This window comes from Nocardioides sp. ChNu-153 (genome assembly GCF_030466625.1).
Lineage (GTDB): Bacteria > Actinomycetota > Actinomycetes > Propionibacteriales > Nocardioidaceae > Nocardioides.
Window position 1 is genome coordinate 70282 of the sequence record NZ_JADEVT010000002.1, and the last position, 25719, is coordinate 96000.

Here is a 25719-nt window from a genome sequence, read left to right on the forward strand (position 1 = left end):
CGCCCTAGCCTGGGTCCATGTGCGGCCGCTACGCCTCCTCCCGTGAGCCCGACGACCTCGCCGACGAGTTCGGCGTCGCCGAGACGGTGCTCGCCGAGCCCCTCGCGCCGAGCTGGAACGTGGCGCCGACGGACCCGGTCTACGCGGTGCTCGAGCGGCCCCCGAAGCCCGAGGAGGACCTCGGGGTACGCCGCCAGCTCCGCGCCCTGCGCTGGGGGCTCGTGCCGTCGTGGGCGAAGGACGCGAAGGGGGCGGCGCGGCTCATCAACGCCCGCAGCGAGACGGTCGCCGAGAAGCCGTCCTTCCGGCGGGCCTTCGCCTCCCGGCGCTGCCTGCTGCCCGCCGACGGCTACTACGAGTGGTACGTCACCGAGCAGCTGACGCGGGCGGGCAAGCCCGTGAAGCAGCCCTACTTCATCCGTCCCGCCGACGGCGGCACCCTCGTCATGGCGGGCCTCTACGAGATCTGGCGCGACCCCGACCGGGCGGAGGACGACCCCGACCGGTTCCGGTGGACCTGCACCGTCATCACCACCCAGGCCACCGACGACCTCGGGCGCATCCACGACCGGATGCCGATGATGGTCGCGCCCGGCGCGTGGGACGACTGGCTGGACCCGACCGCGCAGGCCGGCCCGGACCTCCTCGACCTCCTGGAGCCGGCGCTGCCGGGGCGGCTGACGGCGTACCCGGTCTCCGCGGCGGTCTCGAACGTGCGCAACGACGGGCCCGAGCTGGTCGAGCCGCTGCCGGTCGAGCCGGCGCCCGCCGAGGACGGCTGAGGTGGCGGCTGCCGAGGTCGGCGCGGAGGTCACCTCCGTCGCGATCCCCCACGGCGAGGCGCGCCTGCACCGCGACGCCGCCGAGCGCCCCGTCGCCTGCCTGCTGCTCGGGCACGGTGCCGGCGGAGGCGTCGAGTCGCCCGACCTCGTCGCGCTCGCGGCGGCCCTGCCGGCGGAGGGCGTCACCGTGCTGCGCCTCGAGCAGCCGTGGCGGGTGGCCGGGCGGAAGGTCGCAACGCCGCCGCCGACGCTCGACGCGGGGCTGCGCGCCGCGGTCGAGGCGCGGGTCGCCGCGGACCGTGCGGTGCCACTCGTCGTCGGCGGGCGCTCGGCGGGGGCTCGTTCAGCCGCCCGGTGCGCCGGGCCCCTGGGCGCCGCCGGGGCCGTGCTCCTCTCCTTCCCCCTGCACCCTCCCGGCCGCCCGGAGCGCTCCCGCGCCGGCGAGCTGGCCGGCCTGCTCGCCACGGGTACGCCGACGCTCGTCGTGCAGGGCGAGCGCGACACGATGGGCACCGCCGACGAGCTCGTGGCGGCGCTGGCCGACCCGGCGGTCGCGCCGGCCGGGGGAGTGGGCGCGGACCTGGCCGTCGTGCCGCACGCCGACCACGGGCTGAAGGTGCCGAAGCGGGCGCCGCTGGGGCAGGACGAGGCCCTCGCCCTCGTCGTCGAGGCCGTCCTCGAGTGGGTCGTGCGTGACGTCGTCGGCTGACCCGCGCCGGCCGGAATAGCGGCGTGGGGGGTCGCGTTGGACCCGTCGTACCCCGACGCGAGGAGGAGCGGATGCTGGTCTGCGAGGACCGTCCCGTGGTGACGGGAGCGGGAGCCACGGTCGTGAGCCCGTGGCTGGTCGCGCCCGCGGGAGTAGGCTCGCCGGCGATGACCGACGAGACCGCCACCGGCGACCTGGACCCGAGCCCCGCCGTCGACCCCGCGACCGAGACCGACGAGGAGCGGGGCGCGCGGTTCGAGCGCGACGCGCTGCCCTTCATCGACCAGCTCTACTCGGCGGCGCTGCGGATGACGCGCAACCCCGCCGACGCGGAGGACCTGGTGCAGGAGACGTTCGCGAAGGCGTACTCCTCGTTCCACCAGTTCCGCCCGGGCACGAACCTGAAGGCGTGGCTCTACCGGATCCTCACCAACACGTTCATCAACACCTACCGCAAGAAGCAGCGCCAGCCGCAGCAGTCGATGGCGGAGGACGTGGAGGACTGGCAGCTCGCGCGCGCCGAGTCGCACACGTCGTCGGGGCTGAAGTCGGCCGAGCACGAGGCGCTCGAGCACCTGCCCGACAGCGAGGTGAAGGACGCCCTGCAGCGCCTCCCCGAGGAGTTCCGCCTCGCGGTCTACCTCGCCGACGTCGAGGGATTCCCGTACAAGGAGATCGCCGAGATCATGGAGACGCCCATCGGCACCGTGATGTCGCGGCTGCACCGCGGCCGACGCCAGCTGCGCGACCTCCTGGCCGACTACGTCCGCACCCACGACCTCGTCGCCGCCGACACGGTGGGCGCCGCGCTCCAGAAGGGGGCCTCGCGATGAGCGACCTCCAGCACGACCACGCGCACGACGACGGTCCGGGCGCTGACGGTGCCAAGGGCGTGGAGGGGTGTGCCGACTTCCTCGAGCGGATCATCTACTTCCTCGACAACGAGCTGGACGCCGACGACTGCTCGCTGGTGCAGGCGCACCTCGACGAGTGCGGGCCGTGCCTGCGCAAGTACGACCTCGAGCGCACCGTGAAGGCCGTCGTCGCCCGGTCGTGCCGCGAGTCGGCGCCCGACACGCTGCGCCAGCGGGTGCTGCTGCAGATCCGCGAGGTCCAGATCCGCATCACCGACTAGGCAGATTGGCCCGTCCCGCGGGCCGTCTGCGATGATGCTCGCTGGCCCGCGGGAGACCGACTCGTGAGCCGCAGACCACGAGGAGGCACCCATGGGCAAGACCGGACGCAAGCGTCGCGCTCGCAAGAAGAAGGGCGCGAACCACGGCAAGCGCCCCAACGCCTGAGCGTTGACCCCACGCCACCCCCGCACCTCGGTGCGGGGGTGCGTTGCATTTCGGAGGGTCCGTGCGTCCGGGCAGGATGTGACCCATGACTCCCTCCACCGACGCGACCGACGACGCCGACGCGACGCCGGCCGAGGCCCGGCTGCGCTTCGAGGTCACCGACGACGACACGGCGGTGGCGGTGGGCTCGGGGAGCCTGCCCGTGCTCGGCACGCCGCGCCTGCTGGCCTGGTGCGAGGCGGCGACGGTCGCGGCGCTGGCCCCGGGCATGGCGGAGGGCGCCACGAGCGTGGGCACGCGCGTCGAGCTGGAGCACCGCTCGGCCACTGTGGTCGGGGGTCGGGTCGAGGTGCACGCCGTGGAGTCGTACCTCGACGGGCGCCTGGTGCGGTTCAGCGTGGCCGCCCGCGAGGTCGTCGCGGGACCGGACGGGGGGGACGCGCTCGGCAAGGTGGTGGCCACCGGCGAGGTGACGCGGGTCGTCGTCGACGAGGAGCGGTTCATGGGGCGGCTCGGCTAGGTCGGTCCAGACCACCTCGACCCCGCGGCACACCCGACGGAACCCCCGACCCCGGCTGGCGCGTCTCTCCCCCGAAGCCCTGCGTCGTGGGGCAACGGGGGACGAGGATCGGGAGCATGGACGAGCCGGGGGAGCCGGGGGCGCAGGGGGCGCAGGACGTCCCCGTCGACTTCGACGCCTACGTGGCGCTGCGCTGGACGCGGCTGGTGCGGGCGGCCGTGCTGCTCGGGGCGGGCCGTGAGGAGGCGGAGGACGTGGTGCAGAGCTGCCTGGTGCGCTGCCTCGTGCGGTGGGACCGGGTGCGGGCGGCGGACGACGTGGACGCCTACGTGCACAAGGCGCTGGTCAACACGTTCGTGTCGTCGCGCCGGCGGCGCTGGCACGGCGAGCGCCCCACCGACCACCTGCCCGAGGTGGCGCACACGGATGCCGCCGACGAGGTCGACGACCGCGACGCCGTGCTGCGGGCGCTGGAGAAGCTGGGCACCGACCAGCGCACCGTGGTGGTGCTGCGCTACTACTCCCACCTCACCGAGCGACAGACCGCGGAGGCGCTCGGCGTCGCCCCGGGCACCGTGAAGAGCCGTCTGTCGCGCGCCCTGCGGGTGCTCGCGGCGGACCCGAGCCTGCTGGCCCTGCGAGGTGCGGGATGACCGAGAAGCCGTCCGGAACGACCCCGCCCGACGGGCCCGACCCCGACGTCACGCTCGTCGTCACGCTCCTGCACGGGGCGGTCGCCGACCTCGACGCCGGTACGCCGCCCCTCGCCGCCCTGCACGCCCGCGCGGGCCGCGAGCGTCGCCGTACCCGGGTGTGGGCGGCGGGGGCTGCCGCGGGCCTCGTCGCCGCGGCCGCCAGCGTCGTGGTCGGGGGTGTCACCGTGCTCGGCGCCTCGCTCGAGGCCGACCGGCAGGCGCCGGCGCCGCTCGCGGCGTCCGCGGCCGACGCCGAGCTCGCCGTGCCGCCGGGGAGCCAGCTGGTGGCGGTGGGGAACCAGGCCGTCGTCGTGCCGCGCGACGTGGGTGTCGAGGCCGGCCAGGCCACGGTCCAGGAAGCGGAGTCGGCGGCGGACTTCCACCTCGCTGGGACCCCCGGTCTCCTGTCCGGCGACGCCGTGCCCTACTCGAGCGACTACCTGCTCCCTGCGACCCCCAGGGGTGGGATCGCGCCCAGGGGCGGGTACGCGCCGTACGACGCTCCCCTCCCGGGCTCGGCCGACGCGCTGGGGGTGTTCGCGCCGTTGAACACCTCGACCTCGCTCGTCGAGGCGCGGACGCTGCGCTCGCACGCCGGCATCCCGCCGCTGCACCCCTGGGGCCCCCTCAGCACCAGCGCGGTCGCGGGCGAGGCGCCGTACGTCGCCGCGCTGCGGACCTACGGCCTCGACGTCGAGCTGGCCGAGGAGGTGGGCCGGGGCGAGCCGGGTGACGTGCTCGCCGTGAGTCCTGCGCCCGGGACGATCGTCGACCTCGGCTCGACCGTAACGGTCACCGTCGTCGGGCGCGCGCGGTGAGAGGGCGTCGTACGGCGCTGCTCGCCGTCCTCGCGGCAGCCCTCACCTCGGCCGGGTGCGGGGCGGGCGCAGGTGAGGCTGACGGCAGTGCCTCGCAGGCCGGGGCGGCACCGGAGCCCGGCGTGGCGCCCGCGGGCATGCGACTGGTGGGCGTGGGCGACCTCGTCGTGCCGGTGCCGGAGGGGTGGAGCACCGACGGTGCGCACTGCGCCCAGCCGATCGAGGACACGGTCGTGAACCCGGTGGGCGCCTCGTGCGCCATGCTCGTGCAACGTCCGGCGGACATCACGACGGTGGAGCTGTCCGACGGGCGCTACGGGCAGGACCCGACGGCAGGCGGAGCGGGAGGGCCGGACCCGGGCCGCGACGGGCTCCACCGTTCCCCGGTCACCTGCGAGGAGTACGAGGTCTGGCGCGGGCCGGGCGCCCTGGAGACGCTGCCCCTCTGCTCGGCGACCGTCAGCGACGCGACCGGATCGAGCGCGCTCGTGTCGTCGTCGATGCGGGACGTCGACGCCTCCCGCGCAGCGGTCGAGCAGCTGGTCGCCGGTGCCCGGCCACGCCACGCCGAGGAGGCCGTCGTGCCGACCCTGGAGATCGTCTACGGCGCCGACCAGGGCGACCGCGCGCGGACGTACCTCGAGAACCTCCGCGCCGCCGGGCTCGCCCCCGAGCTGGTCGAGGAGCGGGTGGTACCGACGACCGGCGGCGAGCTGCTGGGGGCCTCGGTCGAGCCGGGATCGGTGCTGCGCCGGGGATCCTCGGTGCAGGTCGAGGTCGCCGCCGCTCCGCGTGGCCCCGCGGAGACCGTCGAGATCACCGGGCGCTACACGCGCCCCGCCGGCTCGCCGACGGGCGAGCTCGTCGACGCCACCGTGCGACAGGGCGCCGCGATCCGACTCCGCGTCGGGGACCTCCTCGTCGTCGACCAGGTGGACGGCGACGCCCGGGGCACGCCTCAGGGCGACGGTGTCGTGGTCGAGGCGCACCTGGACGGCGGCGCGGCCCGACGCGTGACAGAGGGCACCTGGGCGGGGGCGTTCGAGGCCGTCGGGCTCGGATCCAGCACGGTGACGCTGACGGCCAGCGGGGGCGGTACGACGCAGGCCATCGGCACCATCACGATCGAGGTCGTCGGGTGAGCGGCCGTCGGATGATGCGCCCGCGCTCGCTCGCTGCCGGCGTGCTCGTCGGGGTGCTGCTTCTCGGGTGCACGGTGAGGGGCACCGGTGCCGAGTCGACCGGAAAGACTCGGTCGGGGGCGGACACCACCACCGTCGGAGCGACCCCCGGCGACGCGACGCGCGTCAGCATCGGCGGGTGGTCCGTCGTCCTGCCCGGCGAGGTCGACTGCGCCCGCACGCCGCAGGTCGTCCACAGCCTGCTGGGGGCCCCAGAACCCTCGCCCGGCATCTACGCCGCCGACCTCACCTGTCGCAGTGGCGGCCCGTGGCCCACCGGCGAGGTGCAGCTCGCCACGGTCGACGGCGTGCAGTCGTTCGAGACGGTCGACGATGTCCAGATGGAGGGGACCACCTTCGACCGCACCACCCTGTGGTGCCTACCGGCCGACGGCATGCAGGCGGCGTCCTGCACCCAGCAGCTGCTCGAGCCCGCGACGGGCCTGCTCGTCACCGTGAGGGCGTACGTCGACGGGGAGGGCGAGGAGGGGGCGCGCCGGTGGGTCGAGGACGTCGGCGGCACCCTCGCCCCGCTGCCCGAGGACGCCGCCGTCGTACCGAGCGTGATCGAGGAGCAGACCGGACGTGCGATCGACCTGGCAGCGGCCGCGCGCCACGAGGGCCTCGACGTGACGTGGGTCGACGTCCCCCACGCGACCCGGTTCGTCGCCGAGGACGCCGTCTTCGACGTGTCGCCGAGCCCGGGCACCGTGCTCCGACCCGGGGACACCGTCACGGTCGTGCGGTCGGTCCGCCCCGTGACGATCGCCGACAGCGTCTCCGTCTCCATCTCGGCCGGCCCGGGTCCCGGAGAGGGCCCACCGGGGTTCGGCTCCACCCACCTCGACCGCGTCGCCCTCGCCCTCGACCCCACGATCGAGCTCCGCGTCGGCGACACCGTGCGCGCCAATGCGTCGGGCACGCACCAACCCGTCGGACCCTCGGTGGTCGCCTCCCTGACCGGGACGAGTCGGGGCACGGTTCTGCGCCAGCAGGCGCCCGACGGGATCGACGGTGACGGCCAGGTCGAGTGGGCCGCCGTCGCCGCCGGCACGTCCACGTTCACACCATCGAGGCGGCCGACGCGACGTACGAGCTCGGGACCGTGAGCGCGGTGGTGACGGAGTGAGGACCCGGGCGTGGGCCGCGGCCGCCGTGCTCGTGCTGGGCGCGGGCGGTGTGCTGGCGTACGACGTGCGCTCGAGCGACGACGCACGGCAGCCGACCACCCCGGCCACGACCCGCCTGGTCGGCGTCGACGACCTCGCCGTCGAGATCCCCGTCGACGACCTGCGGGCCGGGCACGGCTGCGAGGTCGACTCGTGGGGCCTCGCCGCCGCCACCGACGCCACGCTGCTCCTCGGCGCGGGGCCCGTGCCGGAGGGCCGGACGCCTGGCGTGTTCGGTGGCCCCGACCCGCAACGCCTCAGCTGCGCCTTCACCGGTGACCACGGCGACGAGGCCGCAGTGCGGTTCCACCGGGGCGAGCCGCCCGCGGCCGACGGGTCCGCCGCGGTCGGCGAGCGGGTCCGCGCGGCGCCGGTCGAGTGCGACGACGTGCGGTGCAGCACGACGGCGTGGGTGGAGGGGTCCTCCGACTGGCTCGCCGTCGCCGCGGCCGGCGGTCGTTCAGCCGCCACCGCGGAGGTCGAGCGCATCGTGGCCTCCGTGCGCCACCTCGAGGACGCCGTCGGACTGCCGCCGGCGGACTGGGTGGAGCCGCCGGAGGGCGGGCGTGCCACGACATACGGCGCGTGGCTGCGCGCCCGTGGCCCGGAGGTGGCGGTCGACGTCCACTCGCTGCCGGTCTCCACACCGCCGGTCGCCCGCCCAGGGGTGGGGTCCGTGGTGGCGCGCGGCGACACGGTCATCCTCTTCGAGCACGCCCCGGCACGGACGCCCGCCGACCGCGTCGACCTCCTCGTGCGCGTGCTGCCGGCGACCGACCCGGACGAGCACCCCGAGCCCGCCACCGCGATGGCCGAGATCGACGGCTCGTCCGCGGTCGTCTTCGTCCCGCGGGCGCGCACCGTCCCCGCCCTCGACGTCCGGCTGGGTACGACGGTCCGCCTACAGCGGGGCGACGTCCTCTCCGTAACGGCCGCGCCCGAGCCGTGGAGCGGCGAGACGGTGGCGGAGACCCTGTCCGGCGAGGTGGACGGCGACGCCCTCGAGGAGCGTGAGCGCACGACGTACCGCGACCGGGTGGAGCTCGCGTGGGAGGTCCGCGGGGAGGGGCGGACGACGCTTCGGCTCACCGTCGACCAAGACGGCGAGCGGGTCGAGGTGGGCGAGATCCGTGTCGAGGTGGTCGACCCCTGACGGGCCGCGCCTCCGTCGTCGCACCGCGGGAGTGCGCAGGTTCAGTCACGGCACCCTCGCCGGGCTGAACCTGCGCACTCCGGTCGTGGCCGGCGTGTGCCGCCCCCTCAGAACCGCAGCGCGAACGCCATGAGGTCGACGCCCGGCGCGGCGGACCAGTCGCGGTCGGGGTCGCGCACGAACCCCAGGGACAGGTAGAGCCCGTGGGCCGCGGTCTGCGCCGGCAGCGACGACAGGGCCAGGCCGCGACGGCCCTCCGCCCGGGCGAGGTCGACGCAGTGCTCGACCAGCGCCCGTGCGACGCCGCGCCGATGCAGGTGCGGGTCCACGGCGAGCATCCGGAACTCGCCCTCGTCGTCCGAGGCGATCTCGCGCCACGGCGACCCCGTCGGGCACCACGTCACGGTGCCCGCCACCAGGGGGCCCGTGCGCTCCTCGAGCAGCTCGGCGACCCACACGTCGGCCTCCGCCGCACGGGTCGCCGTGTCGCCCAGGTGGGCCGCGTAGGGCTCGCCCGCGTCGACGAACCCGCCCGCGAGGTACGCCGAGAGCGTCAGGTCCCCGACGCGGGCGTGGTCGGCCGGGCTGGCCGGCCGGATCCTGACCGTGCGCACCGCTCGCTCAGATCCCGAACGTGGCGCGGGGGTAGGCGGCGTCGACGTCCGTGATCACGTTGACCAGGTAGGGCACGTTCGCGGCGAACGCCCGGTCCAGCGCTGCTCCGATCTGGCGGGGGTCGGTGACCGTCTCGCCCGCGCCACCGAGGGCGCGGACGACCTCGTCGTACGCCGTGCGGGGCGCGAGGTCCGCGGCCACGTCGTACCCGTAGAGCATCTGCATCGGGCCCTTCTCCAGCCCCCACGCGGAGTTGTTGCCCATCACCATGACGACCGGCAGGTCGTGGCGGACCAGGGTGTCGACGTCCATGAGCGAGAAGCCCGCGGCGCCGTCGCCGAGCAGCAGCACGACCTGCGCGGAGGGGCGGGCGATCCGCGCGGCGATGGCGGCGCCGAGCCCGGCGCCCAGGCAGCCGTACGGCCCCGGGTCGAGCCAGCCGCCGGGGCGCTTCGGCTCGACGTACTTGCCCGCGAACGACACGAAGTCGCCGCCGTCGCCGATGACGACGGCGTCGTCGGCGAGCCGCGGCACGAGCTCCCCGTAGATGCGGGCCGGGTGGATGGGGTCGGCCTCGGCGCCCAGCAGCTCGCGATCCCGGGCGGCGGCCGCCGCGACCGTCTCCTGCAGCCGGGCCACCCACGTCGCCCAGTCGGGACGGCGGGGCTGACCCTGCAGCGCAACGAGGACGCCGTCGAGCACGCGCGTCAGGTCGCCGGCGACCGAGCCCGCCAGCTCGGCGTGCCCGGAGAGCTGACCGGGGGAGTCGGCCACGTGCACGACCCGGGCGGGGGTCGCCCCGTCCTTCCCGCCGAACACGCCGTACCCGAGACGGAAGTCGAGCGGCGTGCCCACCACGACGACCAGGTCCGCGCCACCCAGTGCCGCGCCGCGCGCCTTCGTCACCAGCAGCGGGTGGCCGCCGGGCACGACACCGCGGCCCATGCCGTTGGTGATGGCCGGGAGACCAGCGTCCTCCACCAGGCGCAGCGCGGCGACCTCCGCGCCGTCGGCCCACACGTCGGTGCCGAGCACCAGCACGGGCCGCTCCGCCTCGGCGAGCAGGCGGGCCAGGGTCACGACCGCCTCGGGGTCGGGCTCGACCGGCTCGGGCCGCGCGCCGGTCGGCGCGGGACCGGAGGCCGACGCGAAGAACTCGTCCATCGGCACGTCGACGAACACCGGACCGCGGTGCGACGACCCGGCCGTGGCGAACGCGGTCGACATCCCGCCGAGCACCTCGCCGGCGGTGTGCAGCGTGCGCGCGTCCTTCGCGACGGGGACGATGATCGGCGGCTGGTCGAGCTCCTGCAGGCTGCCCGACCCCCAGCGGTTGGCGGGGGCGCGGCCACCGACGACGACCATGGGCGACCCGGCGAACTGGGCCTGCGCGATCGCGCTGAGCCCGTTGGTGACGCCCGGACCGGCGGTCAGGACGGCCAGGCCCGGGGTGCGGGTCAGCTTGCCCGTCGCCTCCGCCGCGAAGGCGGCCGTCTGCTCGTGCCGCACGTCGAGCAGCCGCATCGGCGGCGTCGCCTTGACCGCTCCGTCGTACATGGGGAACACGTGCGCCCCCGACAGCGTGAACATCGTCTCGACGCCGTGCGCGCGGGCGGCGGCGACGGCCAGCTCACCGGCGTGCCCGGAGATCTCGGCGCCGTCGACGGAGGGGGTGGTCTCGGAGGCGGTCATGTGAGCCACGTTACTCACGGGTCGCCGTGCGGTGGGGGCGTTCGTCCCTACCGGCGCGTCAGCGGCGGGTGCGCAGGCCCGGGTTCGTCTGGCGCAGCGCGTCGACGAGCACCAGCAGGAGGTCGGGGCGCATCTGCGGCGGGTCCGGCGCGAGCGCCAGCTGCAGGTGGAGCGCCCGCAGGAACGCCTCCGGGTTGCCGGTGACGCGGTAGGGGTCCTGCGTCTCGCTGGGGTACGCCGTCGCGCGGGCGGCGACGCGGCGCACCCACGGCTCGACGACGCTCAGCGGCAGCGCGTTGCGCCGCAGCACCCGCAGCGTCGCCTCGGCGATGCGGTCCGGCTCGCCGGAGACCAGGAGGCGGCCGGGGATCAGCACCCGGTCGGCGAGCACGTCGAGGAGCACGGTCAGCTCGGGGGCCGCCAGGTGGGGGGAGTCGGCGAGCATGCCGATCGCGTCCGCGCCGTGCGCGACGGCGTGGGCCCAGCCCTTGCCGTCGACGAAGCCGCGGTCGTCGCGCTCCCGCAGGTACCACGACACGATGCGGTCGCCCCAGTCGAGCACCTTGCCGCCCGGCACCAGCGCCCGGCGGCTGTCGCGCGCGATGCACTCGCCGAGCAGGAGCGCCGAGAAGCTGCGCCGGAAGACGGTGTCGGTGCCGTCGTCGCCGAGGCCGGTGGCCAGGCCCGCGGCGATGCCGTCGCCGAGACCGGCGAGGAGGTCGTCGTACACCCCGCGGTCGATCCAGGTCGCCAGCGTCGGGTACGCCGTGCGGTCCCGCTCGGCGGGGTCCGTCGACCCCAGCATCGCGGTCAGCTCGGCCGTCAGGTCGGCGAGCGGGCGGTCGCTGGGGACGCCCAGACCGCTGTCGATCACCTGCTTCCAGTACGAACCGACCACGGGTCCATCCTGCCAGCCGGACCGTCCGGTCGGCGGGGTGGGGGAGGGCGTCCTAGGCTGGCCGGGTGGCGTGGATGAGCGACCTGGTCAGGGACCACACGGACCTCGACGAGGACGACCTCGCGTGGCTGCAGCTGCTGATGTCGGACTGGCAGATCGTGGCCGACCTGTCCTTCGCCGACCTCGTGATGTGGCTACCCGACCGCGACGGCAAAGGGTTCTGGGCGGTGGCCCAGATGCGTCCCACCACCGGGCCGACGGCCCTGGTCGACGACGTCGTGGGGGAGTTCGTCGAGGTCGGGCGCCGCCCGCTGCTCGACGGGGCCCTGCGCCACCGCAAGCTGCTGCGCGAGGGCGACCCGGAGTGGCGCGACGACGTGCCGGTGCGGGTCGAGACCATCCCCGTGCAGCGCGGCGGCCGCGTCATCGCCATCGTCGGGCGCAACACCAACCTGCTGGGCGTGCGGACCCCGTCGCGGCTCGAGCTCTCCTACCTGGAGACGGCCTCCGACCTGACCCGGATGATCGCCGGCGGGCAGTTCCCCGTCGTCGGCCAGCGCAGCGCGGACGCCGACTCCCCGCGCGTCGGCGACGGCTTCGTGCGGGTCGAGGCCGACGGCACCGTGCGCTACGCCAGCCCGAACGCCCTGTCGGTGTTCCGACGGCTCGGCCACCGCGGCGACCTGGTGGGCGTGAACCTGGCCGACGTCACCCGCGCCCTGGTGCCGCCGCGCCGCCGCCCCGACGAGGAGACCCTGAGCGCCGTGCTCGGCGGGCGGGCCCACCGCGACACCGAGGTGGCCACCGACTCGGTCGCGGTCATCCTGCGCGCGATCCCCCTGCGGCCCCACGGCGACCACGTCGGCGCGCTCATCCTGCTGCGCGACGTCTCCGAGCTGCGGCGTCGCGACCGCGAGCTCGTCACCAAGGACGCGACGATCCGCGAGATCCACCACCGGGTGAAGAACAACCTGCAGACGGTCGCGGCGCTGCTGCGGCTGCAGTCGCGGCGCATCGACGAGCCCGCGGCCCGGGCCGCCCTCGGCGAGGCCGTCCGGCGGGTCGGGTCGATCGCCATCGTTCACGAGACGCTGAGCCAGGCCGTCGAGGAGAACGTCGACTTCGACCAGGTCGTCGAGCGTCTGGTGCGCATGGTGACCGACGTCAGCGTCGCCGGCGACCGCATCCGCGTCGAGGCGTCGGGGGAGCACGGCGTGATCCCCTCCGAGGTCGCGACCCCGCTGGCGATGGTGGTCACCGAGCTGCTGCAGAACGCGGTGGAGCACGGGTTCGGCGCGCTGCACGACCCGGACGCGACCGGGGTCGTGACGACCGAGGCGCGTCGTACCGAGGGTGCGTTGCGGGTGGTCGTCGAGGACGACGGGCGCGGCCTGCCGCCCGACTTCGACCTCGCGTCGGGCAGCGGGCTGGGGCTCACGATCGTGCGCACGCTCGTCGAGTCGGAGCTGGGCGGCACCCTCGAGCTGGGCGGTCGCGGCGACCTGCCGGGCTCGCGGTTCGTCGTCGACGTGCCGCTGGAGTGAGCCGCGGGCGGGCGTCCACGCGGGCGGGGGCCCGGGAACGGTTCGACCCGCCGGCCGCTGGCCGACGGGTCGTCGTCGTGGGGGCGCCACCCGGGCGCCGGGGTGCGTCGCTCAGACGGCGCGCACGCGGGCGCGGGCGTTGCGCCGCTTCAGCGCACGCCGCTCGTCCTCGCTGAGGCCACCCCACACACCGTGGTCCTGGCCGGCCTCGAGGGCCCACGCGAGGCACTGCTCGCGCACGTCGCAGCGGCGGCACACCTGCTTGGCCTCCTCGATCTGCAGGATCGCGGGACCGGTGTTGCCGATCGGGAAGAACAGCTCCGGGTCCTCGTCGAGACAGGCAGAGCGGTGACGCCAATCCATGATCGGGTGGGTCCTTTTCGTTCGCGGGTGGTGGAGCAGGTGGGGTGGACCCGCTCGAAGACTGAACGCCGTGGTCGTCGACCCGGTGGGGCGCGCTGAACACGTACGGCCTCAACACTGACGCGTGGTGGGGTCGGACACAACCCCTTCGGGCCGTCTGGTGTGTCACAGCCGTTACGTCGCTGTCATCTAGCCTTGGCCGGGTGACCGGTTCCCCGTCGTACGACCGTGCCTCCGGGCCGCTGCCCCTCGCGATGCGGCTCGGGGCCGTCCTGGTCGGTCTGCCGGCCCTGGCCGTGCTCGGCTTCGCGCTGACCGAGCTGGGGTACGGCGTCGTGGAGCGCGAGGGCATGGCCGTCGGCGTCGCGCTCTTCCTGGGAGCGTACGGCGGGGGCCTCGTCGCGGGGGCCGTGCTCCTGCTGCGCCGCCGCTCCGCCGCGCGGTCGCCCCTCGTGCTCGCGCAGCTGCTACACCTCGGCATCGCCTGGAACATGCGGGACGCGCCGACCACGCCCGTCGCGATCGCGCTGGCCGCGAGCGCCCTGAGCGCCCTCGTGCTCCTCATGTGGCCGTCGACCACCGCGGTGCTGATGGCCGCGGACGGCGGCGCGGGCGAGGAGCCCGACCGGGTGTCCTGACCGCCCGCGGTCTCAGACCTCGTCGGCGAGGCTGGCGCGCAGCTGGTCGAGCGTGCGGGCGAGCAGCCGCGAGACGTGCATCTGGGAGACACCGATCTCGGCGGCGATCTGCGACTGCGTCATGTTCTTGAAGAAGCGCAGCAGCAGTATCTTCTTCTCCCGCGCGGGCAGCTGGTCGAGCAGCGGCTTGAGCGACTCGCGGATCTCGACGTGCTGCAGCCCCTCGTCGTCGACGCCGATGGTGTCGAGCATCGTCGTGGTGCTGTCGTCGCTGTTGTCGGTCGCGTCGAGCGACAGCGTCGAGTAGGCGTTGCTCGACTCCATCCCCTCCACGATCTCCTCGCTCGTGCAGCCGATCGCTGCGGCGAGCTCGCTGACGGTGGGGGAGCGGCCGTGCTTCTGGGTGAGCTCGGCGGTCGTCGCGGTGATCTGCATCCGCAGCTCCTGCAGCCGCCGCGGGACGCGGATCGCCCAGCCCTTGTCGCGGAAGTACCGCTTGATCTCGCCGATGATCGTCGGGGTCGCGTACGTCGAGAACTCCACGCCGCGGTCGGTGTCGAACCGGTCGATGGACTTCAGCAGCCCGATCGTCCCGACCTGCACGAGGTCCTCGAACGGCTCGCCGCGGTTGCGGAAGCGCCGGGCGCAGTGCTCCACGAGCGGCAGGTGCAGGTGGACGAGCCCGTCGCGGGCGCCCTGCCGGGCGGCGTCCGAGGCGAGGTCGTCGTGCAGCTCGGCGAAGAGGGCCGCGCTGCGCAGGCGCGTCTGCTCGATGCCGACGGTGCGGGCGTCGGGCTCGCGGGCGGGCACGGGGTCGAGGTCGGGCCCGGCAGCCACGACCGCGGCTCCCGGCTGGCCCTCGCCCGCGACGTCGGGGTCCTGGGCGCTCATCTCAGAGCTCGGTCTCCGCGACGATCGTGAGCCGCACGCCGAACGAACCGTCGCCGGTCAGCTCCTCCGCCGAGGCGGCGAGCGTGGTCAGCACCTGCCACGCGAAGCTCTCGTAGTTCGGCTCCGTCGGGGTGGAGGTCTCGACGCGCACCTCGAGGGTCAGCGAGCGCGGCCCGAAGTGGAACGCGCAGTGCAGGTCGGACTCCGGGTCGGCCTCGGGCAGCACCAGCGCGGTGGCCTCGCCGACTGCGATGCGCAGGTCCTCGATAGCCTCGATCGTGAAGTCGAGCCGCGCGGCCAGGCCGGCGGCCGTCGTGCGGAGGACGGACACGTACGCGCCGTCGGCGGGGAGTCGCAGCTCCACGTCGGGGCGGCCGTGGGGGGCGGGCGCCGCACCGGGCACGGTCATGAGGACGTCCTTCCGGGGTGGCGACGCTGACGGGCCGACCCTAGTGCGTCGGGGTCGCGAACGGCGACAGGGCTCGTGCCCGCCGCAAGCGCCGGCGCATGCTGGGGCCATGACGCGCTTCGCCATCGACGCGGCGACCGCCGTGCGCCTCGTGCGGGACCACACGTGGGTGCCCGGGCGCCACCAGCTGGTCGGTCCGTCCGTGCTGCGCTCCCACGCACTGGCGCTCCTGCACCGCGAGGTCCGCGCGGGGGCGCTGACCGAGCGGGACGGGCGCCGCGACCTCGAGGCCCTCGCCGGGTTGAAGGTGCGGCTGCTGGGCGACCGGGTCTCGCGGGCGGTCGCCTGGTCGCTGGCCCTCCAGCACGGGTGGGACGACACGGCCGACGCCGAGTACCTCGCCGTCGCCTCCCTGCAGGCCGACGCGCTCGTGACCGACGACCCGGCCCTGGCCGCCGCGGCGGAGGGCGTCGTGCCGCTCGCGCCGTACGCCGACCTGCTGCGCTGACGCGCGACTCCGTCGAGACGCCGGAACGCCCCGACCTCGTGGAGGTCGGGGCGTTCCGGGTGGTGCTGCGACGCGGTGCGTCAGGCCTTCTTGGTCTCCCAGAAGATCGCGGCGATCTCGTCGATCTTCGCGAGCAGCTGGTCGGCGACCTCGGCGTCGAGGGTGCCCTTGGCGCCGCCGGCACCGGCGAGCTTCGTCGCCTCGTTCACCAGCTGGTGCAGCTGCGGGTACTTCTCGAAGTGCGGGGGCTTGAAGTAGTCGGTCCACAGCACCCACAGGTGGTGCTTGACCAGCTCCGCGCGCTGCTCCTTGATGAGGATGGCGCGCGTGCGGAAGTCGGGGTCGTCGTTGTCGGCGACCTTGGCGATGATGGCCTTGATGGACTCGGCCTCGATGCGGGCCTGGGCGGGGTCGTAGACACCGCAGGGGAGGTCGCAGTGGGCGGAGACATCGACGGTCGGTGCGAACAGTCGCGCGAACATCCGTGGTCCTCTCGTGTGCTGGGCGATGACGGTCGCGGGCCGGGCCCGCGGCGTGCTTGCGACACTACTCCGCATGGGTGACGAGGCGGAGCGCGGTCCGCGCGCGGCGGTGACCTCCGGGCCCGCCCGCCCCCTCCTGCCGTGGGGCGTCGCGCGGGTGCGCGGCGACTCGATGCGTCCGCACCTGCGACCGGGCGACCGCCTGCTCGTCCGGTACGGCGCACGCCCCCGCCCCGGGGACGTGGTGCTCGCGCGCTTCCCGGACGGCACCCTGGTGGTGAAGCGCGCGGCGGAGCGGCGGGCCGATCGCGCCGGCGTACCGGGGTGGTGGCTGCTCAGCGACGACCCCGGGCGAGGGGTGGACTCGCGCCACCGCGGCGTCGTGCCCGACCGGGACGTGGTCGGCGTGGTGCGGTTGCGCTGGTGGCCGCCGCGGCGGGCGACCCGCCCCGCGCCCTGAGGCGAGCGTCACGCGTCGTGACGTGAGCCACAGGTACGCAGTACCGCTCTGTGGAACACTGACCCGGTCCCCGGATCCCCCTGGAAGTTGGCCATGTCTGCACTCGTCACGTCCCCGTCCACGTCCGCGCACCCCTTCGAGGGTGACCCCGTCTTCGACCTCCACGTCGGCGGCAAGATGGCGGTAGCGGCGACGGTGGGCGTGGGCACGCGGGAGGACCTGTCGCTGGCCTACACGCCGGGCGTCGCCCGGGTGTGCGAGGCCATCGCGGCCGAGCCCGGTCTGACCCAGCACTACACGTGGGTGCCCAACACGGTCGCGGTCGTCACGGACGGCACGGCGGTGCTCGGCCTCGGCGACATCGGCCCGGCCGCGGCGATGCCGGTCATGGAGGGCAAGGCCGTGCTGTTCAAGCAGTTCGGCGGCGTCGACGGCGTCCCGATCTGCCTCGACACGACCGACGTGGACGAGCTCGTCGAGACCGTGGTGCGCCTCGCCCCCAGCTTCGGCGGCATCAACCTCGAGGACATCTCCGCCCCGCGGTGCTTCGAGGTGGAGGACCGGCTCAAGGAGCGCCTCGACATCCCCGTCTTCCACGACGACCAGCACGGCACCGCCGTCGTCGTGCTCGCGGCCCTGGAGAACGCGCTGCGACTCACGGGCCGTCGGCACGCGGGGACCCGGGTCGTCGTCTCGGGCGCCGGCGCGGCCGGGGTCGCGGTCACCAAGATCCTGCTCGAGGCGGGCATCGAGGACCTCGTCGTCACCGACCGCACGGGCATCGTGTCCGAGGACCGCGACGACCTCACCGACGTGAAGCGCGCCCTCGCCGGGCTCACCGCCGCCCGGTCGGTGCGCAACGGGTCGCTGGCGGACGCGATGGCCGGCGCCGACGTCTACATCGGCGTCTCGGGCGGCACGGTCGACGAGGCGGTCGTGGCCACCATGGCCGCCGACGCCATCATCTTCGGGCTGGCGAACCCCACCCCGGAGGTGCTGCCGGAGGTGGCGCACCGCCACGCCCGGGTCGTCGCCACCGGCCGCTCGGACTTCCCCAACCAGATCAACAACGTGCTGGCGTTCCCCGGCATCTTCCGCGGGGCCTTCGACGCCCACGCGACGGCGATCACCGAGAACATGAAGCTCGCCGCCGCCGGGGCGCTCGCGGACCTCGTCGGGGACGACCTGGCCGAGGACCACATCATCCCGTCGCCGTTCGACCCGCGCGTCGCACCGGCGGTCGCCTCCGCCGTCGCCGAGGCCGCGCGCCGCGACGGCGTCGCCCGGCGCTGAGACCCGGCTCTGAGACCCGGCTCTGAGACCCGTCGCGACGCCTGGTCGCCGCCGCTAGGGTCGCCACCATGTTCGCCGTCTACGCCGCCGAGTTCTCCTCCGACGACCCGCTGTCGGGCCTCGTGGTCGGGGAGCGCCCCGACCCCGTCGCCCCCGACGGCTGGACCACGGTCACCGTGCGCGCCGCCTCGCTCAACCACCACGACCTGTGGTCGCTGCGCGGGGTGGGGCTGAAGCAGGAGTCCCTGCCGATGATCCTCGGCTGCGACGCCGCGGGCCTCGACGAGGACGGCAACGAGGTCGTCGTGCACGCGGTGATCTCCGACCCGTCGTGGCGCGGCGACGAGACGCTCGACCCCCGGCGGTCGCTGCTCTCGGAGCGCCACCAGGGCACGTTCGCCGACAAGGTGGTCGTGCCGCGCGGCAACGTGGTTCCGAAGCCGGCGTCGCTGTCGTTCGAGGAGGCCGCCTGCCTGCCGACGGCGTGGCTCACGGCGTACCGGATGCTCTTCACCCAGGGCGGCCTCAAGGCCGGTGACACCGTCCTGGTGCAGGGCGCCGGCGGCGGCGTCGCCACCGCGCTCATCACCCTCGGCCGGGCGGCCGGGCTCAAGGTGCTGGCCACGAGCCGCGACGAGGCCAAGCGCGCGCGTGCGCTCGAGATCGGCGCCCACGACGTGTTCGAGAGCGGCGCCCGGCTGCCGGTCAAGGTCGACGCCGTCATGGAGACGGTCGGGCGGGCCACGTGGTCGCACTCGATCCGCTCGCTGCGCCCCGGCGGCAAGATCGTCATCTCCGGCACGACCTCGGGTCCGCAGCTCGACGACGCGGAGCTGACCCGCATCTTCTTCCTGCAGCTGCAGGTCGTCGGCTCGACGATGGGCACGCGGGCCGAGCTGGCCTCCCTCGTCACCATGCTCGACGCCACCGGCACCCGCCCGCTGCTCGACCGCGTGCTGCCCATGACGGAGGCCCGCGAGGGCTTCGCGGCCATGGCCGGGGGCGACGTCTTCGGGAAGGTCGTGCTGACCCGGTGAGCGCGGACCGCGTCCGGACCCACGTCGTCACCGGCGCCGGCTCGGGCATCGGGCGCGCGGCCGCCGAGCGGCTGCACGCGCGTGGCGACCGGCTCGTGCTGCTGGCCCGCAGCGAGGAGCGGGCGGCGGCGCTGCGCGCGGCGTACGACGGCGCGGTCGTCGAGCTGCTCGACCTCGCCGACCCGGCCGCGGTGGCGGCCTGGACGCCGCCGGCCGACGTGGACCGCGTCGACGCGCTGCTGCACGTCGCCGGCGTCGTCGACCTCGGCCCGGTCGCCGGGCTCGACGTCGGGTCGTGGCAGGAGACGCTGGCCGTGAACCTGACGGCCCCGGCGCTGCTGACCCGCACCCTCCTCCCGGCGCTGCGCGCCGCGCGCGGGACGGTCGTCCTCGTCAACTCCGGCGCCGGACGCACCGCCCACGCCGGGTGGTCGTCGTACGCCGCCTCGAAGTTCGGCCTGCGCGGCTTCGCCGACGCGCTGCGCGAGGAGGAGGCACCGCACGGTGTACGCGTGTCCACCGTCTATCCCGGGCGCACGGCCACCCCGATGCAGGAGGCGGTGCACGCGCAGGAGGGCGCCGCCTACGAGGCGGAGCGGTTCATCGACCCCGCCACCGTCGCCGAGGCCGTGCTGGCGTGCGTCGACCTGCCGCGCGACGCGACGGTCCCCGAGGTCGTCCTGCGCCCCGGCCCGCGCTGAGCAGCGGTCAGTCCGAGCGCCAGTTGAGGGCGCCGATGATCATCATGCGCAGCTGCAGGCGGGCCCGGTGGGCCACCGCCTCCTCCGTCGAGCGTCGACCGGCGGCGACGAGCAGGTCCTCCGCCGTCGCCACGACGGCGTTCACGATGAGGTTGGCGAGCACCGTCAGGTCGTCGCCGGACCACGCGTCGGTGCCGGGCAGGCGCGCCAGGTCGGTTGCCAGCTCGCGCTCGCAGAGCTCGATCTCGTGCCGGATCGCGGCGCGCACGGCGGGCGGCCCTGCGAAGCGCTCGCGCGCGATGAAGGAGAAGTGCTCGTGCTGGGCGCGCACGTGCTCCGTCAGCACCCGCACCGAGCTGTCGATGATGTCGCGGAACGTGGGGTCCGGGCTGCGCACGTCGCGGAGCATCGCCCGCAGGGAGACGAACGCGTCGTCGACGAGGGCCAGCCCGAGCTCCTCGATCGAGGAGAAGTGGCGGTAGAACGCCGTCGGCACGATGCCGACCTCCTTCGCGACCTGCCGCAACGACAGCGCGGACAGGCCCCCCGTCGCGGAGAGGCCGAGCGCGGCGTCGAGGATCGACTGGCGCGTCAGCTCCTTGCGCTCGACGCGCGTCAGCGCCGGGTCACCTGGGGTGGTCACGCCCGCCATCGTCCCACGACCGGTCCGGGGCCGGCACGGTGTGGCCTCGCCCACGGCTCCTTGACCGTGTCCCGGGGCCGAGTGCATCGTTGTGAGTGCACAGGTGTTCACCGAACGGGTGGGCACGGCCACCCGAAGGAGCAGCGATGGGTCTCACCAGCACCCTCCTCGCGTCGCGGACGCTGGCGGCGCTGACCTCCCCCCACGGGGTCGACCGCTACCTCGAGCTCGTGAACCCGATGTGGGCGGCCCGCGAGGTGCGGGCCCGTGTCGTGAGCGTGGAGCGCGAGACGAGCGGCGAGCACCCGGTCGCCACCGTCACGCTGCAGCCCACGTCGACCTGGCGCGGTCACCGCGCGGGGCAGTACGTCCAGGTGGGCGTGGAGGTCCCCGGCGCCCGGCGCACCACGCGGTGCTTCACCATCTCCTCCGCGGCGTCGCAGCCGGGGGAGCGCTTCACCCTCACCGTCCGCGCGCACTCCGAGGGCCTCGTGTCGAAGTGGCTCGTCGAGCAGGCCCGCCCGGGCTTCGTGGTGCACCTCTCGCAGGCGCAGGGCGACTTCACCCTGAACGAGAGCCCGGCGACGCCGACCAACAACCACCTGCTCTTCATCACGGGCGGCTCCGGCATCACGCCCGCCATGTCGATGGTGCGCACCCTCCTGCGGGACGGGTACGACGGGCACGCCGGCCGCAAGGTGACGTTCCTGCACTACGCCCGCGGCCCGGAGGACCAGATCTTCGCCACGGAGCTGGCCGAGATCGCTGCGGCCGACAACGGCGTCCGCGTCGTCCTGCGGCACGAGTCCGCCGGCGACCCGCTGTTCAGCGCCATCGACCTGGCCCGCCTCGTGCCGGACTTCCGCGAGGTCGACACCTGGGTCTGCGGGCCCGCCGGCCTCATGGAGCGCGTCGAGCTCGCGTACGACGGGTCGCCCCGCCTGCGCACCGAGCGCTTCAAGGCGCCGGTCGTCAAGGCCGGCAACGCCGAGGGCGACGTCGTCTTCTCCCGCTCGGGCCAGCAGGTCGCCAACACCGGTGCCTCGCTGCTCGAGCAGGCCGAGGCCGCCGGTCTCACGCCCGAGTTCGGCTGCCGCATGGGCATCTGCTTCTCCTGCACGGCCCGCAAGACCGAGGGCACCGTGCGCAACGTGCTCACCGGCGAGGAGTCGTCCCTGCCCGACGAGGACATCCGCGTCTGCGTGTCCGCCCCGGTCGGCGACTGCGCCGTCGACCTCTGACCACCTGACCGTCCCCGACCACCCGGCGACCACCCGTCGTACCCGACGAAGGAGGAACCCATGTCCGCCCTGACCACGGAGCAGCCCGTCCGCGAGCCGGCCCCCGCGCCGCAGCCCGACGAGCAGCCCATCAGCGCCAACCTGCCGCTCACGCCGTCCCAGCTCGAGGCGTTCGGCGCCGAGATGGACGCCATCCGCCAGCGCATCATCGCCGACCTCGGCGAGGCCGACGCCGACTACATCCGCAAGGTGCTGAAGGCCCAGCGCGGGTTCGAGGTCGCCGGTCGCGCCCTGTTCTACCTCCCGCCGGCGTGGCCGCTGGCCGTCGCGGCGCTCTCGATCTCCAAGATCCTCGACAACATGGAGATCGGGCACAACGTCATGCACGGGCAGTACGACTGGATGGGCGACCCCGCCCTGAACTCGCGCATGTTCGAGTGGGACAACGTGTGCCCCAGCGAGCAGTGGAAGTACTCGCACAACTACATCCACCACACGTTCACCAACATCGTCGGTAAGGACCGCGACGTCGGGTACGGCATCCTGCGGATGGACGCCGACCAGGAGTGGCACCCGTACTACCTGGGCAACCCGGTCTACGCGCTGCTGCTCATGCTGTTCTTCGAGTGGGGCGTCGCGATGCACGACCTCGAGGTCGAGAACATCGTCGCGGGCAAGCGGAAGATGTCGGAGAACGCCGCCCTGCACCGCGGGATCATGCGCAAGGTCAAGCGCCAGGCGCTCAAGGACTACGTGCTCTTCCCGGCGCTCACCGGTCCGCTGTTCCCGCTCACGCTGGCGGGCAACGCGACGGCCAACCTGATCCGCAACATCTGGGCGTTCAACATCATCTTCTGCGGCCACTTCCCGGCCGGCGTGGCCTCGTTCTCCGTGGAGGAGACCGAGGACGAGTCGCGGGGCCAGTGGTACCTGCGCCAGCTGCTCGGCTCGGCGAACATCACGGGCGGCAAGCTCTTCCACGTGATGAGCGGCAACCTGTCCCACCAGATCGAGCACCACCTCTTCCCCGACCTCCCGGCGCGCCGCTACCCCGAGGTCGCCGACGAGGTGCGCGAGATCTGCGAGCGCTACGGCCTGCAGTACAACACCGGCCCGCTCGGCCACCAGCTGTTCAGCGTGGCGAAGAAGATCTGCCGCTTCGCCCTGCCGGACGACGTCGCGCAGGTCCCGGGCGTCGGCCTGGTCCGCGCTCTGCTGGGCAAGGGGAAGCCGCCGGTTGCCGTCGTGGCCGAGGCTGCCTGAGACTGACCGGCATGGGTGACGACCGCGTCGGCGACGACCAGCTCAGCAGGGCCGAGATCGCGAAGGACGTCGCGCAGGCGACCGTCGGCATCGCGGCGACGACGGTGGGGCGCGTGGTCACGATCGTGACCGGTGCGGTCCGCCAGGTCGCGGACGCGGTCGGCGACGGCGCCACGGAGGTCTTCGAGCTCCGCGACGCAGCCCGCAGGGCGGCCGCCGAGCTGGAGCCGCGCAAGGACTGACCGTCCGCCGCACCCGACGGCCCGGACCCCGCGGGGTCCGGGCCGTCGTGCGGCCGCGGCCCGGCGGGCGCGGCGTGGGAGGGTTCGGGGACCGCTCGGCGGGGTAGCGATCACCGGGTCGTGCGCGAGCGGCGGGGTCCGTGCCGCCCGCCGGGCCGTCGACGTCGTGGAGGAGGTGCCCGTGCTGGAGCCGGGAGGGGTGTTCGGGAGCTACCTGGTCGGGGACAGCATCGGCCACGGTGGCATGGGCGTCGTCTACCGCGCCGTGCACCGCGACCTCGACCGCGAGGTCGCCCTCAAGGTCCTGGCACCGCAGTTCTCGACCGACGAGGAGTACCGCCAGCGCTTCCTGAGCGAGGCCCGCACGCTGGCGCGCCTGGAGTCGAACCACGTCGTCGCCATCTACGACGCGGGGGAGCGCGACGGCTCGCTCTTCCTGGCCATGCAGCTCGTCACCGACGGAGACCTGGCCACCTGGTTGCGCGCCTGGGGCCCGATGCCGCCCGCGATGGCCCTCGACCTGCTCCGCCAGGTCACGACGGGCCTGGCGGCCGCGCACGCCGCCGGCGTGCTCCACCGCGACATCAAGGCCTCGAACGTCCTCCTGCGGCGCCTGCCCGACGGCGCGACCCGCGCCTACCTGTGCGACTTCGGCATCGCCCAGACGCAGGACTCCTCCCTCACGCGCCCGGGCGGCGTGGTGGGCACGTGGGCCTACCTGGCCCCGGAGCGCCACCAGGGCGCGCCGGCCTCGCCCGCCACCGACGTCTACGCCCTGGGCTGCCTGCTGTGGGCCATGCTGACGGGCCACGCGCCGTACACGGGCGGCACCGACGTCGAGGTCGCGATCGCGCACATCAAGGCGCCCGTGCCCCAGCTGCCGGTCGCCGGTCCCGCCGAGCACGCGCTCAACCACCTGCTCGCCCGCCTGCTCGACAAGGACCCGTTTGGTCGGCCGCCGTCGGCCGCGGCCGTGCTCGAGGAGGTCGACCGGGCTGCGGCCGTCGTCACCCCGGGGGCGGGCTCGGGGGCGGGCCCCGTGGCGGCGCCCGCCGGTGACCGCACCGCGGGGAGCACCCAGGCCGCGTCGTACGGCGGGTCCCCGCGCCGCTCGCGCCGCGGGCGCTGGATCGCGGCCGCCGTGGCCGCCACGGTGCTCGCGGCCGGCGGCATCGGCGCGGCGGTCGTGCTCGGCGACGAGCCCGGCGGGGGTGGCGGGGGTGGCGGGGGTGAGGTGCCGTACGCCGACGACACCGTCCCCGGAGTCGTGGACGCGCCGCTGAGCGTGACGGAGTGCGACGAGGAGGCCACCGGTCTGCGCATCGGAGGGCTCGTGCCGGCCACGGGGGTGCTCTCCCGACAGGCGCCGGGCACGGCCGGCGGGCTGGGCCTGGCCGTCAGCGACATCAACGCCGCCGGCGGGGTGCTGGGCGAGGACGTCTGCCACACCGTCCTCGACAGCGGCGACGGGGAGCTGCTGGCCACGCTCGAGGACGGCGGGCTCGCCGCGGACGCGGTCGTCGGGCCGGTCGAGTCCGCCCTGGCTGAGGCCGTCGTGCCCTACTTCGAGGAGGAGGAGGTCGTCCACGTGACGCCGGCGGCGTACGCGAGCGACCTGTCGGGCGTCTCGCCGTACTCGTTCCGGACGATCGGCGAGTTCGGGGCCATGGCCGACGCGCTGGCCCGGTTGATCAACGACCGGGCCCGCAACGCCGGCTCCGTCGCCCACCTCGTCGCCGCCGACCTGGCGGCGGTCCGGGCGCGCGACCTCGTGGAGGAGCGGCTCGGTGAGGCCGCGCTGACCTGCGCCTACGGGTGCACCGACGCCGCGCAGGAGATCCCGCAGGACGCGACCGACCTGACGGCGTACGCGCAGGCCGCGGTCGCCTCGGGCGCCGAGGCGGCGGTCGTCAGCGGGTACATGGACGGGGTGGCCCTCTTCACGGCACTCGAGGCGGCGGGGTGGACGGGCCCGATCTTCCTCACCAGCTTCTCCGACGACGCGCTCGCCGGGGCACCGGCCGCGCTGCTCGCCGAGACGTACTCCGTCTTCCCCGCCGTCGTGCCGGAGGAGGAGTTCAGCGCCCGCGTCGAGGAGTGGTACGCCGAGGACTCCGGCGGCACCGTGCCGACGCCGTTCCTCGCCGCGGAGTCGTACGACGCGGTGGTGCTCGCCGCCCTCGCCGCGACCCGCGGCGGGGCCACCGACGGCACGACGATCGCCGAGAACATGCGAGCGGTCTCCGGCAGCGAGGGCGGCACCCAGTGCCGCACCTACCGGCGCTGCCTGGCCCTGCTCGAGGCCGGTGAAGAGGTCGTCTACCGGGGCGTGGCCGTCGCCGGGCCGTTCACGGAGGACCACGACCTCGGGGACGCGTGGTTCAGCGTGTTCACCTTCGACGAGACCGGCGAGGGCACCCGCGAGGACACGCAGCTGCTCGGCCACACCGACTGACGCGGCCGAGCCCCGG

At 74.6% G+C, this 25719-nt stretch carries 29 protein-coding genes; 21 read left to right on the plus strand and 8 right to left on the minus strand.

All coding sequences use genetic code 11. The features are described from left to right. Window positions 1-17: 17 nt before the first annotated feature. The 10 genes from INN71_RS04185 to INN71_RS04230 all read left to right on the plus strand — a co-directional run bounded on the left by INN71_RS04185 (window position 18) and on the right by INN71_RS04230 (window position 8328). Entirely contained in the window at window positions 18-782 is a 765-nt protein-coding gene (locus INN71_RS04185; RefSeq protein WP_277498381.1) for an SOS response-associated peptidase, read from the plus strand. A 1-nt stretch (window position 783) separates the two neighbouring features. Next, window positions 784-1491, plus strand: a complete 708-nt coding sequence (locus INN71_RS04190; RefSeq protein ID WP_277498382.1) for an alpha/beta family hydrolase — start codon at window positions 784-786, stop codon at window positions 1489-1491. A gap of 167 nt (window positions 1492-1658) precedes the next feature. Next, a complete protein-coding gene (locus INN71_RS04195) occupies window positions 1659-2324 on the plus strand; it encodes a sigma-70 family RNA polymerase sigma factor (protein ID WP_277498383.1) in 666 nt (221 codons plus the stop codon). Then, window positions 2321-2626 (plus strand): mycothiol system anti-sigma-R factor, encoded by a 306-nt coding sequence (rsrA, locus tag INN71_RS04200; RefSeq protein WP_277498384.1) that lies wholly within the window; start codon window positions 2321-2323, stop codon window positions 2624-2626. The genes INN71_RS04195 and rsrA overlap by 4 nt, the downstream gene beginning before the upstream one ends. A gap of 251 nt (window positions 2627-2877) precedes the next feature. After that, the gene (locus INN71_RS04205) at window positions 2878-3312 is read left to right on the plus strand and encodes a thioesterase family protein (protein ID WP_277498386.1); all 435 of its coding nucleotides are present in this window, start codon (window positions 2878-2880) and stop codon (window positions 3310-3312) included. A 116-nt stretch (window positions 3313-3428) separates the two neighbouring features. Beyond that, window positions 3429-3965 (plus strand): SigE family RNA polymerase sigma factor, encoded by a 537-nt coding sequence (locus tag INN71_RS04210; RefSeq protein WP_277498387.1) that lies wholly within the window; start codon window positions 3429-3431, stop codon window positions 3963-3965. Next, window positions 3962-4825 (plus strand): PASTA domain-containing protein, encoded by an 864-nt coding sequence (locus INN71_RS04215; RefSeq protein ID WP_277498388.1) that lies wholly within the window; start codon window positions 3962-3964, stop codon window positions 4823-4825. The genes INN71_RS04210 and INN71_RS04215 overlap by 4 nt, the downstream gene beginning before the upstream one ends. A gap of 122 nt (window positions 4826-4947) precedes the next feature. Further along, complete coding sequence (locus INN71_RS04220) at window positions 4948-5967, plus strand: hypothetical protein (RefSeq protein ID WP_277498390.1); 1020 nt, start codon at window positions 4948-4950, stop codon at window positions 5965-5967. Next, window positions 5964-7115: a PASTA domain-containing protein gene (locus INN71_RS04225; protein WP_277498391.1), complete on the plus strand. Its 1152-nt coding sequence runs from the start codon at window positions 5964-5966 to the stop codon at window positions 7113-7115. Before INN71_RS04220 ends, INN71_RS04225 begins: the two co-directional genes overlap by 4 nt. Before the next feature lie 16 nt (window positions 7116-7131). Further along, entirely contained in the window at window positions 7132-8328 is a 1197-nt protein-coding gene (locus INN71_RS04230) for a hypothetical protein (RefSeq protein WP_277498392.1), read from the plus strand. Between the two features lie 107 nt (window positions 8329-8435). Here the strand turns inward: INN71_RS04230 and INN71_RS04235 are convergent, their stop codons facing one another. From INN71_RS04235 to INN71_RS04245, 3 genes are read right to left on the minus strand one after another with little or no spacing between them, the layout of a single operon-like run. Next, window positions 8436-8942, minus strand: coding sequence for a GNAT family N-acetyltransferase (locus tag INN71_RS04235; RefSeq protein ID WP_277498393.1), 507 nt, complete (start codon window positions 8940-8942; stop codon window positions 8436-8438). Between the two features lie 7 nt (window positions 8943-8949). Continuing rightward, window positions 8950-10635, minus strand: a complete 1686-nt coding sequence (locus INN71_RS04240; RefSeq protein WP_277498394.1) for an acetolactate synthase — start codon at window positions 10633-10635, stop codon at window positions 8950-8952. A 58-nt stretch (window positions 10636-10693) separates the two neighbouring features. After that, a complete protein-coding gene (locus tag INN71_RS04245; protein WP_277498396.1) occupies window positions 10694-11533 on the minus strand; it encodes a DUF2785 domain-containing protein in 840 nt (279 codons plus the stop codon). 74 nt (window positions 11534-11607) lie between these two features. Between INN71_RS04245 and INN71_RS04250 the strand changes: the two genes are divergently transcribed. Beyond that, a complete protein-coding gene (locus INN71_RS04250; protein ID WP_346812811.1) occupies window positions 11608-13077 on the plus strand; it encodes a histidine kinase N-terminal domain-containing protein in 1470 nt (489 codons plus the stop codon). A 111-nt stretch (window positions 13078-13188) separates the two neighbouring features. Here the strand turns inward: INN71_RS04250 and INN71_RS04255 are convergent, their stop codons facing one another. Beyond that, window positions 13189-13440: a WhiB family transcriptional regulator gene (locus tag INN71_RS04255; RefSeq protein WP_277498398.1), complete on the minus strand. Its 252-nt coding sequence runs from the start codon at window positions 13438-13440 to the stop codon at window positions 13189-13191. A gap of 203 nt (window positions 13441-13643) precedes the next feature. Between INN71_RS04255 and INN71_RS04260 the strand changes: the two genes are divergently transcribed. After that, the gene (locus tag INN71_RS04260) at window positions 13644-14078 is read left to right on the plus strand and encodes a hypothetical protein (protein ID WP_277498399.1); all 435 of its coding nucleotides are present in this window, start codon (window positions 13644-13646) and stop codon (window positions 14076-14078) included. A gap of 12 nt (window positions 14079-14090) precedes the next feature. Here INN71_RS04260 and INN71_RS04265 read toward each other — a convergent pair whose 3' ends face one another. Together INN71_RS04265 and INN71_RS18105 are read right to left on the minus strand one after the other, a co-directional pair. Next, window positions 14091-14969 (minus strand): RNA polymerase sigma factor SigF, encoded by an 879-nt coding sequence (locus tag INN71_RS04265; RefSeq protein ID WP_277498400.1) that lies wholly within the window; start codon window positions 14967-14969, stop codon window positions 14091-14093. Between the two features lies 1 nt (window position 14970). Further along, window positions 14971-15378: an anti-sigma factor gene (locus tag INN71_RS18105; protein WP_277498401.1), complete on the minus strand. Its 408-nt coding sequence runs from the start codon at window positions 15376-15378 to the stop codon at window positions 14971-14973. A 109-nt stretch (window positions 15379-15487) separates the two neighbouring features. On the opposite strand from INN71_RS18105, the gene INN71_RS04275 reads away from it, so the two are divergent. After that, window positions 15488-15886, plus strand: a complete 399-nt coding sequence (locus INN71_RS04275; RefSeq protein WP_277498402.1) for a hypothetical protein — start codon at window positions 15488-15490, stop codon at window positions 15884-15886. A gap of 80 nt (window positions 15887-15966) precedes the next feature. On the opposite strand, the gene sodN is transcribed toward INN71_RS04275, so the two are convergent. Further along, the gene (sodN, locus tag INN71_RS04280; protein ID WP_277498403.1) at window positions 15967-16368 is read right to left on the minus strand and encodes a superoxide dismutase, Ni; all 402 of its coding nucleotides are present in this window, start codon (window positions 16366-16368) and stop codon (window positions 15967-15969) included. A gap of 73 nt (window positions 16369-16441) precedes the next feature. Between sodN and INN71_RS04285 the strand changes: the two genes are divergently transcribed. The 4 genes from INN71_RS04285 to INN71_RS04300 all read left to right on the plus strand — a co-directional run bounded on the left by INN71_RS04285 (window position 16442) and on the right by INN71_RS04300 (window position 19859). Beyond that, the gene (locus INN71_RS04285) at window positions 16442-16828 is read left to right on the plus strand and encodes a S24/S26 family peptidase (protein WP_277498404.1); all 387 of its coding nucleotides are present in this window, start codon (window positions 16442-16444) and stop codon (window positions 16826-16828) included. A 93-nt stretch (window positions 16829-16921) separates the two neighbouring features. Then, entirely contained in the window at window positions 16922-18121 is a 1200-nt protein-coding gene (locus INN71_RS04290) for an NADP-dependent malic enzyme (RefSeq protein ID WP_277498405.1), read from the plus strand. A gap of 68 nt (window positions 18122-18189) precedes the next feature. Beyond that, window positions 18190-19158 (plus strand): zinc-binding dehydrogenase, encoded by a 969-nt coding sequence (locus INN71_RS04295; protein ID WP_277498406.1) that lies wholly within the window; start codon window positions 18190-18192, stop codon window positions 19156-19158. Continuing rightward, entirely contained in the window at window positions 19155-19859 is a 705-nt protein-coding gene (locus INN71_RS04300; protein ID WP_277498407.1) for an SDR family oxidoreductase, read from the plus strand. Before INN71_RS04295 ends, INN71_RS04300 begins: the two co-directional genes overlap by 4 nt. A 7-nt stretch (window positions 19860-19866) precedes the next feature. On the opposite strand, the gene INN71_RS04305 is transcribed toward INN71_RS04300, so the two are convergent. After that, on the minus strand, window positions 19867-20502 hold the full coding sequence (locus tag INN71_RS04305) for a TetR family transcriptional regulator (RefSeq protein WP_277498408.1): 636 nt from the start codon (window positions 20500-20502) through the stop codon (window positions 19867-19869). 146 nt (window positions 20503-20648) lie between these two features. On the opposite strand from INN71_RS04305, the gene INN71_RS04310 reads away from it, so the two are divergent. From INN71_RS04310 to INN71_RS04325, 4 genes are all read left to right on the plus strand, one after another. Beyond that, window positions 20649-21743 (plus strand): ferredoxin reductase, encoded by a 1095-nt coding sequence (locus tag INN71_RS04310; protein WP_277498410.1) that lies wholly within the window; start codon window positions 20649-20651, stop codon window positions 21741-21743. Window positions 21744-21803: 60 nt separating this feature from the next. Then, a complete protein-coding gene (locus INN71_RS04315) occupies window positions 21804-23006 on the plus strand; it encodes an acyl-CoA desaturase (RefSeq protein WP_277498411.1) in 1203 nt (400 codons plus the stop codon). Between the two features lie 11 nt (window positions 23007-23017). Next, a complete protein-coding gene (locus tag INN71_RS04320) occupies window positions 23018-23248 on the plus strand; it encodes a hypothetical protein (protein WP_277498412.1) in 231 nt (76 codons plus the stop codon). Window positions 23249-23429: 181 nt separating this feature from the next. Beyond that, window positions 23430-25703: a bifunctional serine/threonine-protein kinase/ABC transporter substrate-binding protein gene (locus INN71_RS04325; RefSeq protein ID WP_277498413.1), complete on the plus strand. Its 2274-nt coding sequence runs from the start codon at window positions 23430-23432 to the stop codon at window positions 25701-25703. Window positions 25704-25719 lie beyond the last annotated feature (16 nt).

Coding starts and splice junctions, on each gene's coding strand:
- INN71_RS04185 (WP_277498381.1), top strand. CDS start 18: ATGTGCGGCCGCTACGCCTCCTCCCGTGAGCCCGACGACCTCGCCGAC.
- INN71_RS04195 (WP_277498383.1), top strand. CDS start 1,659: ATGACCGACGAGACCGCCACCGGCGACCTGGACCCGAGCCCCGCCGTC.
- rsrA (WP_277498384.1), top strand. CDS start 2,321: ATGAGCGACCTCCAGCACGACCACGCGCACGACGACGGTCCGGGCGCT.
- INN71_RS04205 (WP_277498386.1), top strand. CDS start 2,878: ATGACTCCCTCCACCGACGCGACCGACGACGCCGACGCGACGCCGGCC.
- INN71_RS04210 (WP_277498387.1), top strand. CDS start 3,429: ATGGACGAGCCGGGGGAGCCGGGGGCGCAGGGGGCGCAGGACGTCCCC.
- INN71_RS04215 (WP_277498388.1), top strand. CDS start 3,962: ATGACCGAGAAGCCGTCCGGAACGACCCCGCCCGACGGGCCCGACCCC.
- INN71_RS04240 (WP_277498394.1), bottom strand. CDS start 10,635: ATGACCGCCTCCGAGACCACCCCCTCCGTCGACGGCGCCGAGATCTCC.
- INN71_RS04250 (WP_346812811.1), top strand. CDS start 11,608: ATGAGCGACCTGGTCAGGGACCACACGGACCTCGACGAGGACGACCTC.
- INN71_RS04255 (WP_277498398.1), bottom strand. CDS start 13,440: ATGGATTGGCGTCACCGCTCTGCCTGTCTCGACGAGGACCCGGAGCTG.
- INN71_RS04265 (WP_277498400.1), bottom strand. CDS start 14,969: ATGAGCGCCCAGGACCCCGACGTCGCGGGCGAGGGCCAGCCGGGAGCC.
- INN71_RS18105 (WP_277498401.1), bottom strand. CDS start 15,378: ATGACCGTGCCCGGTGCGGCGCCCGCCCCCCACGGCCGCCCCGACGTG.
- INN71_RS04275 (WP_277498402.1), top strand. CDS start 15,488: ATGACGCGCTTCGCCATCGACGCGGCGACCGCCGTGCGCCTCGTGCGG.
- sodN (WP_277498403.1), bottom strand. CDS start 16,368: ATGTTCGCGCGACTGTTCGCACCGACCGTCGATGTCTCCGCCCACTGC.
- INN71_RS04285 (WP_277498404.1), top strand. CDS start 16,442: ATGGGTGACGAGGCGGAGCGCGGTCCGCGCGCGGCGGTGACCTCCGGG.
- INN71_RS04290 (WP_277498405.1), top strand. CDS start 16,922: ATGTCTGCACTCGTCACGTCCCCGTCCACGTCCGCGCACCCCTTCGAG.
- INN71_RS04295 (WP_277498406.1), top strand. CDS start 18,190: ATGTTCGCCGTCTACGCCGCCGAGTTCTCCTCCGACGACCCGCTGTCG.
- INN71_RS04310 (WP_277498410.1), top strand. CDS start 20,649: ATGGGTCTCACCAGCACCCTCCTCGCGTCGCGGACGCTGGCGGCGCTG.
- INN71_RS04315 (WP_277498411.1), top strand. CDS start 21,804: ATGTCCGCCCTGACCACGGAGCAGCCCGTCCGCGAGCCGGCCCCCGCG.
- INN71_RS04320 (WP_277498412.1), top strand. CDS start 23,018: ATGGGTGACGACCGCGTCGGCGACGACCAGCTCAGCAGGGCCGAGATC.